The 17,469-nt window shown below is 63.4% G+C and carries 14 protein-coding genes; 8 read left to right on the top strand and 6 right to left on the bottom strand.

Annotation, left to right across the window (positions count from 1 at the left end; all coding sequences use genetic code 11):
• The first annotated feature begins 122 nt into the window (after positions 1-122).
• On the top strand, positions 123-2,306 hold the full coding sequence (locus OEG82_RS20145) for an esterase-like activity of phytase family protein (RefSeq protein WP_267614143.1): 2,184 nt from the start codon (positions 123-125) through the stop codon (positions 2,304-2,306).
• A gap of 57 nt (positions 2,307-2,363) precedes the next feature.
• Here OEG82_RS20145 and OEG82_RS20140 read toward each other — a convergent pair whose 3' ends face one another.
• From OEG82_RS20140 to OEG82_RS20130, 3 genes are read right to left on the bottom strand one after another with little or no spacing between them, the layout of a single operon-like run.
• On the bottom strand, positions 2,364-3,440 hold the full coding sequence (locus tag OEG82_RS20140; RefSeq protein WP_267614142.1) for an ABC transporter substrate-binding protein: 1,077 nt from the start codon (positions 3,438-3,440) through the stop codon (positions 2,364-2,366).
• Positions 3,437-4,855 carry a sensor histidine kinase gene (locus OEG82_RS20135; RefSeq protein ID WP_267614141.1) on the bottom strand — a complete coding sequence of 473 codons (1,419 nt, stop codon included), beginning with the start codon at positions 4,853-4,855 and terminating at the stop codon, positions 3,437-3,439. Before OEG82_RS20135 ends, OEG82_RS20140 begins: the two co-directional genes overlap by 4 nt.
• 5 nt (positions 4,856-4,860) lie before the next feature.
• On the bottom strand, positions 4,861-5,547 hold the full coding sequence (locus OEG82_RS20130) for a response regulator transcription factor (protein ID WP_267614140.1): 687 nt from the start codon (positions 5,545-5,547) through the stop codon (positions 4,861-4,863).
• Positions 5,548-5,663: 116 nt separating this feature from the next.
• On the opposite strand from OEG82_RS20130, the gene OEG82_RS20125 reads away from it, so the two are divergent.
• From OEG82_RS20125 to apbC, 5 genes are all read left to right on the top strand, one after another.
• A complete protein-coding gene (locus tag OEG82_RS20125) occupies positions 5,664-6,647 on the top strand; it encodes a Bug family tripartite tricarboxylate transporter substrate binding protein (RefSeq protein WP_267614139.1) in 984 nt (327 codons plus the stop codon).
• An 88-nt stretch (positions 6,648-6,735) separates the two neighbouring features.
• Positions 6,736-7,167, top strand: a complete 432-nt coding sequence (locus OEG82_RS20120) for a tripartite tricarboxylate transporter TctB family protein (RefSeq protein ID WP_267614138.1) — start codon at positions 6,736-6,738, stop codon at positions 7,165-7,167.
• 9 nt (positions 7,168-7,176) lie between these two features.
• Positions 7,177-8,712, top strand: coding sequence for a tripartite tricarboxylate transporter permease (locus tag OEG82_RS20115; RefSeq protein ID WP_267614137.1), 1,536 nt, complete (start codon positions 7,177-7,179; stop codon positions 8,710-8,712).
• Positions 8,713-8,831: 119 nt separating this feature from the next.
• Positions 8,832-9,863: an AbrB family transcriptional regulator gene (locus OEG82_RS20110; protein ID WP_267614136.1), complete on the top strand. Its 1,032-nt coding sequence runs from the start codon at positions 8,832-8,834 to the stop codon at positions 9,861-9,863.
• Between the two features lie 95 nt (positions 9,864-9,958).
• A complete protein-coding gene (gene apbC / locus OEG82_RS20105) occupies positions 9,959-11,113 on the top strand; it encodes an iron-sulfur cluster carrier protein ApbC (RefSeq protein WP_267614135.1) in 1,155 nt (384 codons plus the stop codon).
• A 39-nt stretch (positions 11,114-11,152) separates the two neighbouring features.
• Here the strand turns inward: apbC and OEG82_RS20100 are convergent, their stop codons facing one another.
• Complete coding sequence (locus OEG82_RS20100) at positions 11,153-12,334, bottom strand: serine hydrolase domain-containing protein (RefSeq protein WP_267614134.1); 1,182 nt, start codon at positions 12,332-12,334, stop codon at positions 11,153-11,155.
• Between the two features lie 133 nt (positions 12,335-12,467).
• Between OEG82_RS20100 and rirA the strand changes: the two genes are divergently transcribed.
• Both rirA and bglA read left to right on the top strand, forming a co-directional pair.
• Positions 12,468-12,926, top strand: a complete 459-nt coding sequence (gene rirA, locus OEG82_RS20095; protein ID WP_267614133.1) for an iron-responsive transcriptional regulator RirA — start codon at positions 12,468-12,470, stop codon at positions 12,924-12,926.
• Positions 12,927-13,158: 232 nt separating this feature from the next.
• Positions 13,159-14,808 (top strand): beta-galactosidase BglA, encoded by a 1,650-nt coding sequence (gene bglA, locus OEG82_RS20090; protein ID WP_267614132.1) that lies wholly within the window; start codon positions 13,159-13,161, stop codon positions 14,806-14,808.
• 45 nt (positions 14,809-14,853) lie between these two features.
• Here bglA and OEG82_RS20085 read toward each other — a convergent pair whose 3' ends face one another.
• Positions 14,854-15,618: an ion channel gene (locus tag OEG82_RS20085; protein WP_267614131.1), complete on the bottom strand. Its 765-nt coding sequence runs from the start codon at positions 15,616-15,618 to the stop codon at positions 14,854-14,856.
• Positions 15,619-15,700: 82 nt separating this feature from the next.
• The gene (ade, locus tag OEG82_RS20080) at positions 15,701-17,398 is read right to left on the bottom strand and encodes an adenine deaminase (RefSeq protein ID WP_267614130.1); all 1,698 of its coding nucleotides are present in this window, start codon (positions 17,396-17,398) and stop codon (positions 15,701-15,703) included.
• Between the last annotated feature and the right edge of the window lie 71 nt (positions 17,399-17,469).

Raw genomic sequence — 17,469 nt, 5'->3', positions numbered from 1 at the left:
GCGAATCCATGACTGCCGGGTATTCTGGAGGTGGCGGTCTTCATCAAACCGTCATCCAGCCGTCATGATGCTGCAATCATGCCTGTGCCACATCCGGGAAATCACAACCGGGAGATTGCCACATGACACGATTGCTCAGCTTCACCTCTGCTCTTGCCCTGATTGCAGCCTCGGCCTCCGCTGCCGAGATGAATTTCAACCGGGTCGCATCCTTCGCCACGCCGCTCAACATGGCAGCGGGCGAGGACCAGGATCGCGAAACCTCGTCCGAGATCATTGCCGCGACCGAAGACGGCATGCGGCTGGTCTATACCGACAGCCCGCTGGGCGTGGTCGGTCTCGTCGACATTTCCGATATTGCCGCGCCAAAACCGCTGGGCAATGTCGCTCTGGGCGGTGAACCGACATCGGCGGCAATCATCGGCACCAATGCCTTCGTTGCCGTCAACACGTCTGAAGATTACGTGGCCGTCGGTGGCAAGCTGGTGACGGTGGACATCGACACCAAAGCGGTGACCGCGGAGTGCGATCTGGGCGGACAGCCCGATTCGATCGCCAAGGCCAAAGACGGTTCGTTTCTGGTGATCGCCATCGAGAATGAACGCGATGAAGACCTCAATGACGGCGCCCTGCCGCAGATGCCGGCCGGTCAGGTGGCGATGATCGACGTCAGGGATGGTGCTGTCGATTGCGGCAGCCTGCGGTTTACCGATGTGACCGGGCTCGCCGAGACCGGAGCGGACGATCCGGAGCCGGAATTTGTCGACGTCAATGGTCTCGGCGAAACCGTCGTGACGCTGCAGGAAAACAACCACCTGGTGGTGATCGGCCGCGACGGCAAGGTGATCTCGCACTTCTCCGCAGGTGCGGTGACGCTTGAAAATGCCGACCTGACCGATGAACGCGGCGCGTTGAATTTCAGCGAGACGCAAGCCGACCGCAAGCGCGAGCCCGACGCGGTGAAATGGATCGACGACGATCACTTCGCCACGGCCAATGAAGGCGATTATGAAGGCGGATCGCGCGGCTGGACCATCTTCAACAAGGACGGCAGCGTGGTTTACGACTCCGGCATGTCGTTGGAATATGCCATCGTTGAAGCCGGTCATTACCCGGACAAGCGCTCCGACGCCAAGGGTGCCGAGCCGGAATCGATCGAGGTCGGCAACTTCAACGGCACGCCCTATGTGTTCGTCGGCGCCGAACGGGCTTCCATCATCGGTGTCTATGACGTCAGCGACCTCGCCACCCCGGTTCTGACGCAATTGCTGCCGTCGGGCATTGCGCCTGAGGGACTTGTTGCTGTGCCGTCGCGCAATCTGCTGGTTTCGGCCAATGAAGCCGACCTGATCGAAGACGGCGGCGTGCGCAGCCATGTCATGGTCTATGAGCAGCAGGAAGCGCCTGCCGCCTATCCGCAGATCACCTCGCAAGGGGCTGACAGCCTCATCGGCTGGGGCGCCCTGTCGGGTCTCGAATCCGATCCGGACAAGACCGGCACGCTCTACGCCATCAATGACAGTTTCTACGGCTATCAGCCGCGGATATTCACCATCGACGCGACACAGACGCCCGCTCGCATTGTCTCCGCACTCGACATCACCCGCGGCGGCGCTCCGGCGCAGAAGCTCGACATCGAAGGCGTGACGCTGGATGGCAAGGGCGGCTTCTGGCTGGCGTCCGAAGGCCGCAGCGACCGGCTGATCCCGCATGCGCTCTACAACGTCAATGCCAAGGGCGTGATCAAGAAGGAAATCCCGCTGCCGGCCGAATTGCAGGCACAGGAAATCCGCTTCGGTTTCGAAGGCATTGCCCGTGATGGCGATGTGCTGTGGATGCCGGTCCAGCGGTCCTGGAAGGATGACGCCAAAGGCGAAGTCAAGCTCGTCTCCTACAATGTCGAGAGCGAGGAATGGGGTGCCGTGCGCTACGCGCTCGATGCCCCCGCCGACAAGGGCTGGGTCGGCCTGTCCGACATCGCGTTCCATGGCGAATATGCCTATATCCTCGAACGCGACAACCAGATCGGTGAGAAAGCCGCGATCAAGAAGATCTACCGCGTCGCCATGAGCCAGCTGGTTCCCGCGGCCCTGGGGGGTGACCTGCCGCTGGTTGAAAAGGAAGAAGTGCGCGATCTGCTGCCTGACCTGAAATCGCTCAATGGCTATGTGGTCGACAAGGTCGAAGGCCTGGCCATCGATGCTAACGGCAAGGCCTATGTGGTGACGGACAATGACGGTGTTGACGACAGCTCCGGCGAAACCCTGTTCTTCACGGTGGACGGGCTGGCGGTCGTCTCGAACTGATCCAGGACTTGCAGCGAACAACAGGGCCGGACGGGAAACCCCGTCCGGCCCTGTGCTTTAAGGGGTGGGCGGGGTCACGGATTTGCGCCATTGCGATAAAAACCGCGCCCGCTTGGCCCGGTCGAGCGACACCAGCAGCGCCGGAGACAGAGGAATGGGCCGAAGTGCGGGTTCCCCGTCCTCGCCCAGCTGCGCCAGCGCCGCCGGACCGCTCAGCGGTGTGAGCAGCCGGGTCTCGCCGTCAAGGATTGCGCGTCCCTGCGGTGACAGGGCGAGTTCCAGAAAAGCGCGCGCGGCGGTGGCGTCGCGGGCCTCCCGCGGGATGTATCCGGCGCGCGTCAGCACCAGCGTGTAATCGGTGGGCAGGATGACGCCGATGCGCGGATCCTTTTCCGCGCGCGACAGCGCATAGGAGCCCAATACATTGTAGCCGATAAAGGCGCGGCCATCGGCCACCCGGTCAATCACCGATGAGCTGCAGCAGAAGGTGGCGACGCTGTTGCGGCCGAATCCCTCGATCAGCCGGCCCCAGGTGCTGGCCTCGGTCGAATCCTGGAAGGCGAACAGATAGCCGACGCCGGAATCCTCGATGTCATAGGTGGCGATGCGTCCGTTGAGCTTGCCTGACTGGCGCATCAGGTCGATCAGGTCAAAGCGGCTGCGTGGCGGGCCGTCTTCGGCGAAGGCCGCCTTGTTGTAGACCATCACGGCAGGCTCATAGGTCAGGCCGATCAGTTCGCCGCGCCACTGCGCCCAGTCGGGCAGGCTGGTCAGCACCGGGCTGCCGATCACCCGGGCGCAGCCGCCATTGACCAGGCGCACCTGCTGGGCGATCGACGAGGATATCACCAGATCGGCATAGAAGGTGCGATCGGCGCAGGCGCCGGAAACGCTGGCGTCGAGATTGTTGGAGGTGTCCTCGATATAGGTCACCGCCACGCCGGGATTGCCCTGTTGGAACGCGGAAATCAGCGGCCGCATGAAATCCAGATCGGTGACGCTGGCAATCACCAGATTGGCCGAGCCGCTGCCATGCGCCTCGAAACGGGTGACGGTCTCAGCGGCGCGCGCCGTGCCGGACATGCCCGCAAGCGCCAGGACAAGCCCCAACAGAAACACTGACCGGCGGCTCATTCGGCAGTCTCCCCGGCGGCAATGGCGGTTGAAAGATCGGCGAGCGGCAATTCGATGCCGACCTCGAAGCCGCCTTCCGGACGCTGCGCCGTGCGGATCGAGCCCTGGTGGAACTCGGCGACCTCGGCAACGATCGCAAGGCCGAGCCCGGCGCTCTGCGGATTGGAAACATCGCGGGCAAAGCGCTGGCCGATATGCTCGAGCTGGCCGGTGCTCATTCCCGGGCCCTGGTCATGGGCGGCGATCAAGGCTGTGCCGTTGCCGGTGAGGCTGACGGTCAGGCAGACCGGCGGCCTGCCGTGCGCCAGCGCATTGGTGATCAGGTTGCGCGCCGCCTCGCGCAGGCTGAAGGCATCGCCGGTGACCATCACCGGATCGGCAGGCAGATCGAGCTCGATCCCCTCGGCGCCGCCGGTGCGCCTTGCTTCGCGTTCGGCTTCGACCGCGACACGGCGGAGATCGATGCATTCCAGCGTGGCGGAATCGGCCCGGTGGGTGACCAGCGCATGCGAGAGCAACTGGTCGGTCAGGCGGCTGACGCCGACCGACCGGTCGCGGATCCGCCTGAGCAGCGTCCTGAGCTTCTGCGGATCGTCTTCCTCGAGCGCAAGTTCGGTCTGTGCCCGCAGGGCGGTGATCGGGGTGCGCATCTGGTGCGCCGCATCGGCGACGAAATCCTGCATGGCGCCGACCCGCCTGTCGAGCCGGGCCATGAAGCGGTTTATCGCGGCCACCAGCGCCTCGACCTCGCGTGGCGTGGTGGTGGAAAAGGGTGTCAGATCCTTGGGATCACGCGCCAGCAGTGCGTTTTCCACCCGACGCAGCGGGCTGAGCGCCAGATGCATCGCCAGCAGCGCCAGAGCCAAAGTGACGCCGCCGGCGATGATGACGCCGATGACGGCGCGGGCGACGATCTCGTTGGCGAGTTCGGAACGGGCGCGCAGGGTCTGCGCCACGATCACGGTGATCGGGCCGCGCACGGCGCGCTCAGCCAGAAAGCGCTGCATCCTGATGGCGCGAATGGCCTCGCCGGAGAATTCGGCATCGTAGAGCAGCGGCCCGCTGTGCTGGCCGGTGGCGTCGGGCAGGGGGACGGTCTCGTCGCCGGTCAGGGTTTGCCCGTCCGGGCCGATGATGCGGTAGAAAATCCGGTCTTCCGAGGCCAGCGACAGCAGCCCGAAGGCCGACAGCGGGATGTCGATGACGGTTTCGCCTTCGACAACGCCGATGCGCTCGGCAATCTGCAGCGCCGCACCGGTCAGCAGCCGGTCGAAGGCGCGCGTCGCCGCGGTCTGGCCATAGCTGAGTGCTGCCACTGCCGTGCCCGCCGCGGCGATGGTCAGCAGCAGCGTCAGCAGCAGGGTCAGCCGCCAGGCGATGGAGCGGGAGCGGCTTGCGGTCGGATAGGCTGACACCAGGCTCACCGGGCAACCGCTTCGGATTTGATGGTCAGCGCCTGGTAACCGAGGCCGCGCAGGGTTCTGATCTCCAGCCCGGAGCCCGAGACCTTGCGGCGCAGCCGGCCGACATAGAGCTCGATGGCGTTGGGCCCGGCGTCGGCGTCCATGCCGAACAGGCGGACGACCAGTTCATCCTTTTCCAGCACGCGGCCCTTGTTGACCAGAAAGATCTCCAGCAGCAATTGCTCGCGCGGCGTGAGCTGCAATTGCTCGCCGTCGACGCTTGCCAGCCGCGTCACCATGTCGAATTCGAGATTGCCCGCCGACAGCGTCGCGCCGGCTTCCCCGCCGCGCCGCCGCACGATGGCCCGAACCCGGGCTTCGAGCTCGCCCAGATCAAAGGGTTTGACCATGTAATCATCGGCGCCGAAATCCAGCGCGCCGATCTTGTCATCCACCGACAGCCGCGCAGTCAGCACCAGCACCGGCACGGCATTCTTGCGCTGCCTGAGCCATTTGAGGAAATCCAGCCCGGAGCCGTCGGGGAGATTGATGTCGAGGATCACCAGATCATAGGCCGAGGTGGCGGCGAAATGCTTGGCGTCTTCGAGCAGGCCGGCCCGGTCACAACTGTGCCCGCCGCGCCCCAGCCGCTCGGTGATGGCCTCGGCGACATCGGCCGTGTCTTCGACGACCAGAAAATGCATCTGCAACTCCTCCCGCCCCCAGGCCGGCTTTTGACAGCTTGCTGACAGCTTTTTGAGTTAGCATAGCCACCATACCGCTTTTGAGGAAAGGCGGCTTGATCATTGTGGAGGAAATTATGAAGAATTTTGTCACGCGGCTCGCCGCGACTGCTGTTGCTGTTGTTTCACTGACGGCGGCCGCTCATGCGTTTGATCCGGGCTCGACCGAGTGCATCGCACCGGCCAATCCCGGCGGCGGCTGGGATTTCACCTGCCGTCAGGCCGGCAAGACCTTGCAGGATCTCGGGCTCGTCTCCGGCACCATGCAGGTGATCAACATGGCCGGCGGTGGTGGCGGCGTGGCTTTTGCCGAAGTCGTCAACAAGCGCAATGACGCCAACAACCTGATCGTTGCCGCCTCGTCGGCGACATCGACACGTCTGGCGCAGGGCGCCTATCCCGGCAACACCATGGACCAGGTCCGCTGGGTTGGCGCTGTTGGCGCCGATTACGGCATTGTCGCCGTGGCCAAGGATTCGCCGATCAACACGCTGCCGGAGCTGCTTGAGATGATCAAGTCCGATCCGTCTTCGGTTTCCATTGCCGGCGGCTCCGCTGTTGGCGGCTGGGATCACCTCAAGGTGCTGATCGCTGCCAAGAAATTCGGCATCGATGATGTCCGCACCATCAAATATGTTGCCTTTGACGGCGGCGGCGAGGCCGTGACCCAGCTGCTCGGCGGTTCGGTTCAGGCCTTTACCGGCGACGCGTCGGAAGCCAAGGGCTTTGTCGATTCCGGCGACATCAAGGTGCTGGCTGTGCTGGCGCCCGAGCGTCTGGAAGGCGATTTCGCCTCGTTCCCGACAGCCAAGGAGCAGGGCATTGACGTGATCGGCGCCAACTGGCGCGGGTTCTACGCGCCCGGCGGCATGTCCGACGAAGCCTATGACTACTGGGTCAACGCCATCGGCACGGTCTATGACAGCGCCGAATGGAAGGACGTGATGGCCCAGAACGGTCTCGCCCCGCTCGATATGCGTGGCGCCGACTTCCAGGCTTTCGTTGCCGAATCGGTCGATTCGATCACGACCATCTCCAAGGAAATCGGCCTGATCCAGTAAGGATCCACCGAACTGTCTCCGCCCGGGAAACGGGCGGAGACTTTCTGCAGCCGGCCATATCTGCCGGGCTATTGAGGGGGAGGGCGCCATGAGCGACCGGATTATGGGAGGCCTGGGCCTCCTCTTGGCACTGTTTTTCATCTGGCAGGCGACGCTGATCAAGGAAAGCTTCATTTCCGATCCCGTCGGCCCGAAGGTGTTTCCGATCATCATCGGCATTCTTGTCGGCGTTTCCAGCCTGGCCATCTTCTTCAAGCCCGACGAGGAGCCGGAATGGCCGGAATTCAGCCGGCTGTTCGAAGTCGGCATGACGGTCGCCGTCATGATCGCCTATGCCTATGCGCTGCCGCTGGCCGGCTTCGTGGTCTCCACCGCATTCGCCGCCGCATTCCTGTCCTGGCGTCTCGGCACGCCGCCGGTCAAGGCGGTGATTGCCGGCGTGACAATCGCCGTCGGCATCTATGTCGTTTTCCATCTCATCCTGGGTCTGTCGCTTGCGCGCGGCCCATGGGGCTTTTGAGGCAGGGTCATGGACACACTTAACGCACTTGCAAACGGGTTTTCCATTGCCCTGACATTCCAGAATCTCGGCCTGGCGCTGATCGGTTGCTTTCTCGGCACCATCATCGGCGCGCTGCCGGGGCTTGGACCCTCAAATGGCGTCGCAATTCTCATTCCGCTGGCCTTTTCGCTCGGTCTCGATGCGACGCCGGCGCTGATCCTGCTGACCAGTGTCTATTACGGCGCCATGTATGGCGGGCGCATCTCGTCGATCCTGCTCAACATTCCCGGTGACGAACCGGCACTGATGACCACGCTCGACGGGTATCCGATGGCCAAGAAAGGCATGGCTGGCGAAGCGCTGGCGCTGTCGGGCATTGCCTCCTTCGTCGGCGCCTTCTTTGCCACCTGGGGTCTGGTGTTCCTGGCGCCGCAGCTGGTCAAGGTGGCGCTGCTGTTCGGCCCGGCCGAATATTTCGCCCTGTTTGCGCTGGCATTTGCCACGCTTGGCGGCATCGCCAGCAAGAACCAGGCAAAGGCCGCCCTTGCCGCCGGCCTCGGGCTCGGCATTGCGATGATCGGCGTCGACGGCCAGACCGGCGTGCCGCGCTTTTCCTTCGGCGAGGTCCATCTGTATGACGGCATCGATTTCCTGGTCGCGATTGTCGGGCTGTTTGCGCTCTCGGAAGTCTTCATCTTTCTCGAGCATCGCGGCACCCCGAAAGCCACGGGCGACGCATCCGCGGTGAAGCTTGGCCGATTGACGCCGCCATTGTCGATGCTCAAGCAGACGGCGCCGACCATGGCCCGCTCGACGGTGCTGGGCTTCATTGCCGGTGTGTTGCCCGGTGCGGGCGCCTCGCTCGGCTCGTTCATTGCCTATTCGGTGGAAAAGCGGCTGGTCGACAAGGACAAGACCTTCGGCACCGGCGATCCGCGCGGCGTGGCAGCGCCCGAGGCCGGCAACAATGCCGCAGCCGGCGGCGCGCTGGTGCCGATGCTGGCGCTCGGCGTGCCCGGTTCGGGCACCACTGCGGTGCTGCTGGCCATGCTGCTGGCGCTCAACATCACGCCCGGCCCCTTGCTGTTTACCAACAATCCCGACGTGGTCTGGGGGCTGATCGCGGCGCTGTTCATCGGCAATTTGATGCTGCTGGTGATGAACATTCCGATGGTCAGCCTGTTCGTGAGGGTTCTCCTGGTGCCGCCGCGCTACCTGATGCCGGCCGTGGCGATGATCTCCTTTGTCGGCATCTACGGCATCTCCGGCTCGACCTTCGACCTGATGGTCATGGTGTTCTTCGGCGTGCTGGGCTGGCTGTTGAGAAAGCTCGAAGTGCCGCTGGTTCCGGTGATCCTCGGTATCCTGCTGGGCAACCAGATGGAAGCCAATCTGCGGCGGGCGATGACCATCTCGGATGGCGACTGGAGCGCGTTGCTCGCGTCGCCGCTGTCGATCGGCCTGTGGCTGTTCGCGTTCTTCGGCTTCATCATGCCGATTGTCGCCGGTCGCTTCTTCCGTTCGAAATTGCCCCGGACAGACAGCGAGGCGGACCCGGATTGATGGAACCGCGGCCAAGCCTGGTGGCCAGATCGGCGATCAGTGGCTAGGCTTGGGCCGCGGTGACTGATTCCCCTTGCGGAACGGCACGGCTTCCATCAACGCGACTGGAGTTCAACAGGATGGCAACGGGTTCCTGGCAGTCCCCACTGCTGACATTTGGCATCGGGCTGCTTGGTGCTGCGGTCACATATGCGCTGTCGTTTCCCGCGCCGTTTCTCACCGGTCCGGCAATCGCAGTCACGCTGGCGGGGCTGGCGGGCATCAGGACCAAGGCGCTGCCGCAGCGCCTGCGCGACGTGGTGTTCGTCATTCTGGGCCTCACCATCGGGCAGGGCGTCACGCCGGAGGTGTTCGGCGCGATGCGGGTCTGGCCGGTGACGCTGGCCGCTCTGGGGGCCAGTCTCTTTGCCATCATCTTCTTCACCCGGGCTGCGTTGATGCGGTTCTGGTCGATGGATGCGGCGACGGCGTTCCTGTCGTCCTCGCCCGGGCATCTGAGCTATGTGCTGGGCCTGTCAGAAGGGGTGAAGGCGGATCTGAAGATTGTCAGCATTGTCCAGTCGATTAGGGTTCTGGCGCTGACGCTGCTGGTGCCGGTCGCGGTGACGCTGACCGGGCAGATTCCGGATGGCATCCAGCAGGCACCGGTGGAGACCGCACCCGGTCCGCTGCTCGGCCTGATCCTCGCCGCGGGGCTCGCGGGCTATGTGCTGCAACGGCTGAACCTGCCGGCGGCCTATCTGATCGGCGGCATGCTGGTCTCCGTGGCGGCCCATGTCACCGGGCTGGTCAGCGGTGTGATGTCCTATTGGCTGGCGGCGGCGGCCTTCGTGTCGCTGGGCGGACTGATCGGCTCGCGGTTTTCCGGCGTTACCCGGCGCGATCTCGCCCGGGCTTTCAGCGCCGGGGTGGTGGTCACGGTGCTGGGCGTGGTCCTGGCCGCAGTGTTCGCCCTGCTGGCGCACTGGATCACAGGCATGGATCTGATCGCCATATTGATCGCCTTTGCGCCCGGCGGGCTCGAAACCATGGCGGCCATGTCGGTCATTCTCGGCATCGATCCGACCTTCGTCGCCACCCATCATGTGGCGCGGCTGCTGATGTTGACGGCGATCGTGCCGTTCTTCGTGCTGCGTGGGCGTGGCAAATAGGGCCGGCGGCTGCTTTTTCGCGTTTGCGCCATTTTATTGCATGGCCATCTGCACTATGTGGAGAGGGTCCGAAACGACAATGAGTGGGGTGTGACGTGAGCGTGACCAAAGAAGAGATTCTGGCCAAACTGAAATCGGTCAAGGGACCTGATCTGGAGGGCAATATCGTTGATCTCGGTCTGGTCTCGGAGATCTTCATCGCCGATGCGAAAGTCTATTTCTCGCTGACGGTTCCAGCCGCGCGGGCGCAGGAGCTCGAACCGCTGCGCGAAGCCGCCGAGCGCGCCACCAAGACCGTTCCCGGCGTGCAGGGGGCAATGGTGGCGCTGACGGCCAGCAAGGAACCCGGTTCCGCGCCACCGCCGCCACGGCCCGCCGCAAAGCCTGCAGCGCACAGCCATGCGCCGGCCAAGCCGGCTCAGCCGCAAGGCAAGCCCAAGACCGATGTTCCCGGCATTGCCACGATCATCGCCGTTGCCTCGGGCAAGGGCGGCGTGGGCAAATCCACCACGGCGGTCAACCTGGCGCTCGGGCTGCAGGCCACCGGCCTCAAGGTCGGCGTGCTCGATGCCGATATTTACGGCCCGTCAATGCCGCGGCTGCTGGGCATTTCCGGACGGCCGGAACAGCTTGAGGGCCGGATGCTCAAGCCGATGGAAAATTACGGCCTCAAGGTGATGTCGATGGGGTTCCTGGTCGCCGAGGACACGGCGATGATCTGGCGCGGCCCGATGGTGATTTCGGCGCTCAACCAGATGCTGCGCGAGGTCGCCTGGGGCGAGCTCGACGTGCTGGTCGTCGACATGCCGCCGGGCACCGGCGACGCGCAGCTGACCATGGCGCAGAATGTGCCGCTAGCCGGTGCGGTGATCGTTTCGACCCCGCAGGACCTGGCGCTGATCGATGCCCGCAAGGGGCTCAACATGTTCAACAAGGTCAATGTGCCGGTTCTGGGTATCGTCGAGAACATGAGCTATTTCATCTGCCCCGATTGCGGCGGCAGGCACGATATCTTCGGCCATGGCGGCGCCCGCGACGAGGCCGACCGCATCGGCGTGCCGTTCCTGGGCGAAGTGCCGCTGGCGATGCCCATTCGCGAAACCTCGGATGCGGGCATGCCGGTGGTGGCGACGGCTCCGGACGGGCCGCATGCAAAGGTCTATCTCGAGATCGCCGCCAAGGTGCGCGCCCGGCTGGAAGAGCTTTCCGGAGCCGGTGCGCGGACAATGCCGGAGATCGTCTTCGAGTAAGGCGCCGTCCTGCTGACTGGACGGCGCCTGAAGTGCCGTTCAGCCATCGGCGCTCAACATCGCAAACATCGCCAGCAAGCCCTGGTCCAGCGCGTCGCTTTGCGGCTCGCTCTGCGACGAGGTGCAGGCAATCACCGTGCCCGAATCCGGGTCGCAATAAAGAAACTGGCCATGAATGCCGGCGGCGAGAAAGGCGTTTGAGCCGCCGCCGACCTGGTACCAGTTGTTGCGGTAGCGGCCGGTCTTGAGAAAGCTGGCCTGAGTGCCGCGGGCCCAGACATCCGCATCGCCACTTTGCTGCATGTCGGCGATCCAGCGCGCAGAAACGATCTGGTTGCCCTTCGCAACGCCGCCGTCAATCAGCATCTGACCCATCGCCAGCAGGTCGTGCGGGCGGCAGGAGACGCCGCCAGCGGTGCGCGGGGCGCCATGCAGGTCGACCGTGATCAGCGCGTCGGCCGTGGCGCCGAGCGGCTGCCAGAGCAGCCGGGCGCAAAGATCGGGGAAACGCTCGCCTGTCGCCCGTTCAAGCACGATTCCGAGCATGTCGGAATTGGGCGAGAGATAATCATGGATGCCGCCATGTTCGCCGTCGGCCTTTTTCAGGCTGCACAGGAAGGACAGCATGCCTTCGTCATTGCCCGCGTCCGATGGCGGGTTCCAGGACATGGCGCGGCGATAGCGGGCATAGTCTTCCAGCGACAGGTAGGATTCATCGAAATCGAGACTGACGCGCATGTCGAGCAGATGCTGCACCGTGGCGTCGGCATAGGCGCTGCCTGCGGCTTCGGGCACCAGCGTGCCGACCGGTGTCGCGGGATCGAGAACGCCTTGATCCTGAAGGATGCCGGCCACCAGCGCGGTGATCGATTTCGAGATCGAGAAAACCAGGTGCGGATCGCTGCGGTCGACGCCCGGAGCGTGCCACTCGCAGACAATCGCGTTGTTTCGCGACAGGATGAAGCTATCAGCTTCGCTGCGGGTCAGCAGCTCTTCAATGCTGTGGCTGGCGCCGGGGGCTGCCGGCCGGGCCAGCAGGTCGGGATTGTGCACAGGATCCGGCAGCTCGGCGCTGCTTGTGGTCTTGATGCGGGCGGAGCGGACCATTTCGGCCACATTGCGAAAGGACCAGAAACTGTAGGGCCGGGTGCGCCAGTTGGCGAGCGTGATGGCATCGCGGGCAAAGCCGTTGCGGGTCTCGAATTCGGTGGCGCGTGCCATAATTTCCCTCGTATTGGCGACCATAGGTGCGGTCATGATAGAAACATGATAAAAAGGGTTTCCTTTTTCTGGAAGCATTCTAAACTAGCACCACTTCCGATTGGAAGCATAGCCTGAGCAGCGGAGCCAGATAATGCGGTTGACACGCCAGACAAATTACGCCGTGCGCATCTTGATGTATTGCGCGGCGAATGACGCGCCGTTGAGCCGGATTGGCGATATTGCCAAGGCCTATTCGGTTTCGGAACTGTTTTTGTTCAAGATTTTGCAACCATTGACCAAGTCCGGGCTGATTGAATCGGTGCGCGGACGCAATGGCGGCATCCGTCTTGGGCGGACGGCGGAGAAGATCTCGCTGCTGGATGTGGTCAAGGTGACGGAAGACAATTTCGCCATGGCGGAATGTTTCGAAAACGATGCCAGCGAATGCCCGCTGGTTGATTCGTGCGGCCTCAACACCGCCTTGCGCGAGGCTCTGGGTGCGTTTTTCGAAGTGCTGTCGTCCTATTCGATCGATGATCTGGTCAAGGCGCGCCCCTCGATCAACTTCCTGCTTGGCCTTGACGAAAAATCAGTCGCGCCTGCAGCCTGACATCACACTGCACAATCCGGACCGGTCGCTCAAACGTCCGGGGATAGCCGCTGCGCCTGGCCATGGCTGCGCCGCCATGCCGGCTTGACGTCCTGTCCGGCCAGGGCCCCGCGCGAACCGGCAAGTTCGAACCATCCATTTTGTCGGCTTGTCAGCGGAAGGTGGCTAATTTAAACGATTAGCATCCCTCGACCACCTCGGTGGCGCATCCAGTCCGAAATGGAGCAGGCCCGTGAGCAAGACAGTTTCTCCGGATTGGTGGCGCGGCTGCGTCATCTACCAGGTCTATCCCCGGTCCTACCAGGACACCTCCGGCGACGGCATCGGCGACCTCCGCGGCATCATCCAGCGGCTCGATCACATCGCCTCGCTCAATGTCGACGCCATCTGGCTGTCGCCGTTCTTCAAATCGCCCATGGCCGATTTCGGCTATGACGTGTCGGACTATTGCGATGTCGATCCGATGTTCGGCACTTTGTCGGATTTTGACGAGCTGATCGAGCTGGCCCATGCCAAGGGGCTCAAGGTCATCATCGACCAGGTGATCTCGCATTCGTCCGACCAGCATGCCTGGTTCAAGGAGAGCCGCTCGAGCCGCGACAATCCCAAGGCCGACTGGTATGTCTGGGCCGACGCCAAGCCCGACGGTACCGCGCCCAACAACTGGCTGTCGATTTTCGGCGGACCGGCCTGGGAGTGGGACACCACGCGGCGGCAATATTACATGCACAATTTCCTGGCCTCGCAGCCGGACCTGAATTTCCACAATCCCGATGTGCAGGATGCGATACTGGATACGGTGCGGTTCTGGCTCGATCGCGGCGTCGACGGCTTCCGGCTCGATACGGTGAATTTCTACGTTCACGACAAGCTGCTGCGCGACAACCCGGCGCTGAGCCTGAATGCCGAGGACGGCAATTTCATGGGGGTGGATGCGCCCGACACCAATCCCTACGGCTTTCAGGATCATCTCTACGACAAGTCGCAGCCCGAAAACATCGTGTTTCTGCAGCGCTTCCGCGCCCTGCTGGAGGAATATGAGGGGCGCACGACCGTCGGCGAGGTCGGCGATGGCCGACGCTCGCTGCAGACCGTGGCGGCCTATACCAATGGCGGCGACAAGCTGCACATGTGCTACACGTTCGACATGCTCGGCGCGGAGTTTTCGGCCGCGCATTTCCGCCGCAGCATTTCCAATTTCCAGTCGGTGGTCAAGGATGGCTGGGTCTGCTGGTCGTTCTCCAACCATGATGTCGAGCGCCACGTCTCGCGCTGGCTGCGTGACGGCGATGATCCCGAGCATCTTGCCCGCTTCGCCATCACCATGCTGTCGTCGTTCCGCGGGTCGATCTGCCTGTACCAGGGCGAGGAACTGGGGCTGGAGGAAGCCGAGATCGCGTTCGAGGATCTCACCGATCCCTATGGCATCCGCTTCTGGCCGGCCTATAAGGGCCGCGACGGCTGCCGCACGCCGATGGTCTGGGAGCGCAATGCCGCCAATGCCGGGTTCTCGACTGCGGCGCGGACCTGGTTACCGGTTCCCGAACGCCACCGCGCCCATGCGGTGGACCAGCAGCAAAGGGTCTACGGCTCGGTGCTCAACTATTACCGGACCATGCTCGCCTTCCGCAAGAATCATCAGGCCCTGATCGACGGTGACATGGTCTTCATCGAGACCAACAAGGATGTGCTGGCTTTCATCCGGGAATCCGCCGACGAAAGGCTGATCGTCGTGCTCAACCTCGATCGCGAACCGCAGTCGGTGATATTGCCGGAGGACCTGGTGGTCCGGGAGGTCCTCGATCTGCCCGGATGCGCCGGCGGCATCCATGAGGGCGTGGTGACGCTGCGCGGCCTCGACGGGTTTTGCGGGCTGCTGTGATCCCCTTGACTGCGCTGGTCAGCAGGTGCCGAGGGGCAAGGCCGATCACTCGCCGTCGTCGGGTATCTTGAGGATGTTGCCGCAGGCCTTGCAATGCACCGCATCGGCGTCGTGGCGGTAAAGGCCGCAATTGGGGCAGCGAAAGGTCACCTTGAAGGGCCGGACCACGGCCTGGGCGAGGCGGACAAACAGCGAGATGCCGACGATCATGGTGACGATGGCCGTCAGCTTTCCGAATGTGCCGGGCAGGATGATGTCGCCAAAACCGGTGGTGGTCACCGTCGCCACGGTGAAATAGAGCGCGTCGACAAAGCCGTCGGTGCCGTCCTGGCGGTAGAAGAAGAAGGTGTAGACAAAGCCGGTGGTCATGAACAGGAAGACCACGACATTGATTGAGGCGCGAATGACATCGGTGAGTTCCGACTGGCCGATCTTGCGCAAGCCGGCCTTGAGCAGCGGGCTCTGGCCGATGGCCCAGATCCGCATGGCGCGCAGGAAGGCGAAATTGTAGAGCAGGTTGGGAAACAGCAGCGTTCCCAGAATGATCAGATCCACCCAGGTCATCGACCTGAGCAGCCAGTCGCGGGGGCGGCGTGCGATGGCGGCCTTGACCAGCAGTTCCAGCGCAATCCAGGCCGCGATCATGTAGTCGAGCACCAGATAGTTCTCGCCGGTGCGCAGATAGGGTCCGAAGATGAAGAAGGCGATGATCGCCAGGTCGATGCATGCCAGCGCCGCCTGGAAGCGGATCGCCGACAGGGTCTCGCCGGCATAGAGCCGCCGCAGGGTGTGGCGCAGATTTTCCTTCATCGTGGAGCCATGTCCGCTTTCCCGTCGTCTGTGTCCCTGGCCGAAGCTGCGGCCACCGTGGACAGGCTTATCGTCAAGAACCTCATTCGATCAATGCAAATGCGTCGACATCGACCATGCCCATGTCCGAGATCTTCAGATGCGGGATCACCGGCAGGGCCAGAAAGGCCAGTTGCAGGAAGGGTTCGTCCAGCGTGCCGCCAAGCTGTTTTGCCGCCGCGCGCAGCGGTGTGAGCTTCTCGCGCACCTGTTCGAACGGCAGATCACTCATCAGCCCGGCAATCGGCAAGGCGATTTCGGCGAGCACCTCGCCTTCGGCGGCGACAACGAAACCGCCGCGAATTTCGCTCAGACGATTGGCGGCCAGCGCCATGTCGGCCTCGTCTGCGCCGACCACGCAGATATTGTGGCTGTCATGACCGACAGTGGAGGCGATGGCGCCGCGCTTGAGGCCAAAACCCTGGACGAAGCCGGTGGTGATGTTGCCGTTCCTGCCATGGCGCTCGATCACGGTGATCTTGAGAATGTCGCGCGACAAATCACCCCGTGTCTCGCCGTTTTCGATCGGCAGCTCGAACTTGCGGTGCTCGGTGATGATCTTGCCCGGCACGATGCCTATCACCGATGTGGCGACCCGGTTGCGGCGCACGGCGAAGCTCTCGGCTGAAAGCGACGGCGCCCGGACGCTGTCGATTCCGACGTGCTCGGTGACGGCGCGCGAGGCAAACAGCGCATCGGTGACAAGGCGGCCGGCGGAAAACACCATCTGCGCGTTGCAGTCCTCGAGGCTGTCGAGCACCACCAGATCGGCGCGCCAGCCGGGGGCTACCAGGCCGCGGTCCTTGAGCCCGAAAGCACGGGCGGCAGAAATAGAGGCGGCGCGGTAGATCGCCAGCGGCTCGACGCCCTTCGAAATCGCGTGGCGGATCATGTAGTCGAGATGGCCGTGCTCGGCGATGTCGAGCGGATTGCGGTCGTCGGTGCACAGCGCCAGGAACGGCGAATTGCGCTCGGTGATGATCGGGATCAGGGCGTCGAGATCGCGGCTGACCGAGCCTTCGCGCACCAGCACATGCATGCCCTTCGACATCTTCTCCAGCGCTTCCTCAGCGGTGGTGGACTCGTGCTCGGTGCGGATGCCGGCGGCGAGATAGCCGTTGAGTCCGAGCCCGCGCAGCAAGGGCGCATGGCCGTCGATATGGTCGCCCTGAAAGGCTTCGAGCTTGGCCATGCAGATCGGGTCCCTGGCCAGCACGCCGGGGAAGTTCATGAATTCGGCCAGGCCGATGACCTGGGGATGATCGCGGAACTCCAGCAGGTCCTCAATATCAAGTCGCGCGCCGGCGGTTTCGAGATGGGTGGCGGGCACACAGCTCGAGAGCTGGACCCGGATATCCATGATGGTCTGTTCGGAGCAATCGAGAAAATAGCGGATGCCGGCGGCGCCGATGACATTGGCAATCTCGTGCGGATCGCAGATCGCCGTGGTTATGCCGCGCGGCAGCACGCAGCGGTCGAACTCATGCGGGGTGACCAGCGAGCTTTCAATATGCAGATGGGTGTCGATAAAGCCGGGCACGACGATCTTGCCGGAGATGTCGATCGTCTCGACGCCTTCGTAGCTCTCCAGCGTACCGACGATCCGGTCGCCGCAAATGGCGATGTCGCCCTCGCGCAACGCGCCGGTGGTGAGGTCGAACAGCCTGCCGCCCTTCAAGACAATATCCGCCGGCATCTTGCCCGCGCCTTGGTCAATCATGTCGCCAAGTCTGTCTGTCATGGCTGGTTCCTTTGCCGTTGCCCGAATCGAAAACCGGCCGGCATTTCTGCCGGCCGGTCCAGTTTACCCCA

The sequence above is a fragment of the Hoeflea ulvae genome (assembly GCF_026619435.1).
In the GTDB taxonomy this organism is placed as follows: Bacteria; Pseudomonadota; Alphaproteobacteria; order Rhizobiales; family Rhizobiaceae; genus Hoeflea; species Hoeflea ulvae.
This window is presented reverse-complemented; position numbering and strand designations above follow the sequence as displayed.

Coding starts and splice junctions, on each gene's coding strand:
- OEG82_RS20145 (WP_267614143.1), top strand. CDS start 123: ATGACACGATTGCTCAGCTTCACCTCTGCTCTTGCCCTGATTGCAGCC.
- OEG82_RS20140 (WP_267614142.1), bottom strand. CDS start 3,440: ATGAGCCGCCGGTCAGTGTTTCTGTTGGGGCTTGTCCTGGCGCTTGCG.
- OEG82_RS20130 (WP_267614140.1), bottom strand. CDS start 5,547: ATGCATTTTCTGGTCGTCGAAGACACGGCCGATGTCGCCGAGGCCATC.
- OEG82_RS20125 (WP_267614139.1), top strand. CDS start 5,664: ATGAAGAATTTTGTCACGCGGCTCGCCGCGACTGCTGTTGCTGTTGTT.
- OEG82_RS20120 (WP_267614138.1), top strand. CDS start 6,736: ATGAGCGACCGGATTATGGGAGGCCTGGGCCTCCTCTTGGCACTGTTT.
- OEG82_RS20115 (WP_267614137.1), top strand. CDS start 7,177: ATGGACACACTTAACGCACTTGCAAACGGGTTTTCCATTGCCCTGACA.
- OEG82_RS20110 (WP_267614136.1), top strand. CDS start 8,832: ATGGCAACGGGTTCCTGGCAGTCCCCACTGCTGACATTTGGCATCGGG.
- OEG82_RS20100 (WP_267614134.1), bottom strand. CDS start 12,334: ATGGCACGCGCCACCGAATTCGAGACCCGCAACGGCTTTGCCCGCGAT.
- rirA (WP_267614133.1), top strand. CDS start 12,468: ATGCGGTTGACACGCCAGACAAATTACGCCGTGCGCATCTTGATGTAT.
- OEG82_RS20085 (WP_267614131.1), bottom strand. CDS start 15,618: ATGAAGGAAAATCTGCGCCACACCCTGCGGCGGCTCTATGCCGGCGAG.
- ade (WP_267614130.1), bottom strand. CDS start 17,398: ATGACAGACAGACTTGGCGACATGATTGACCAAGGCGCGGGCAAGATG.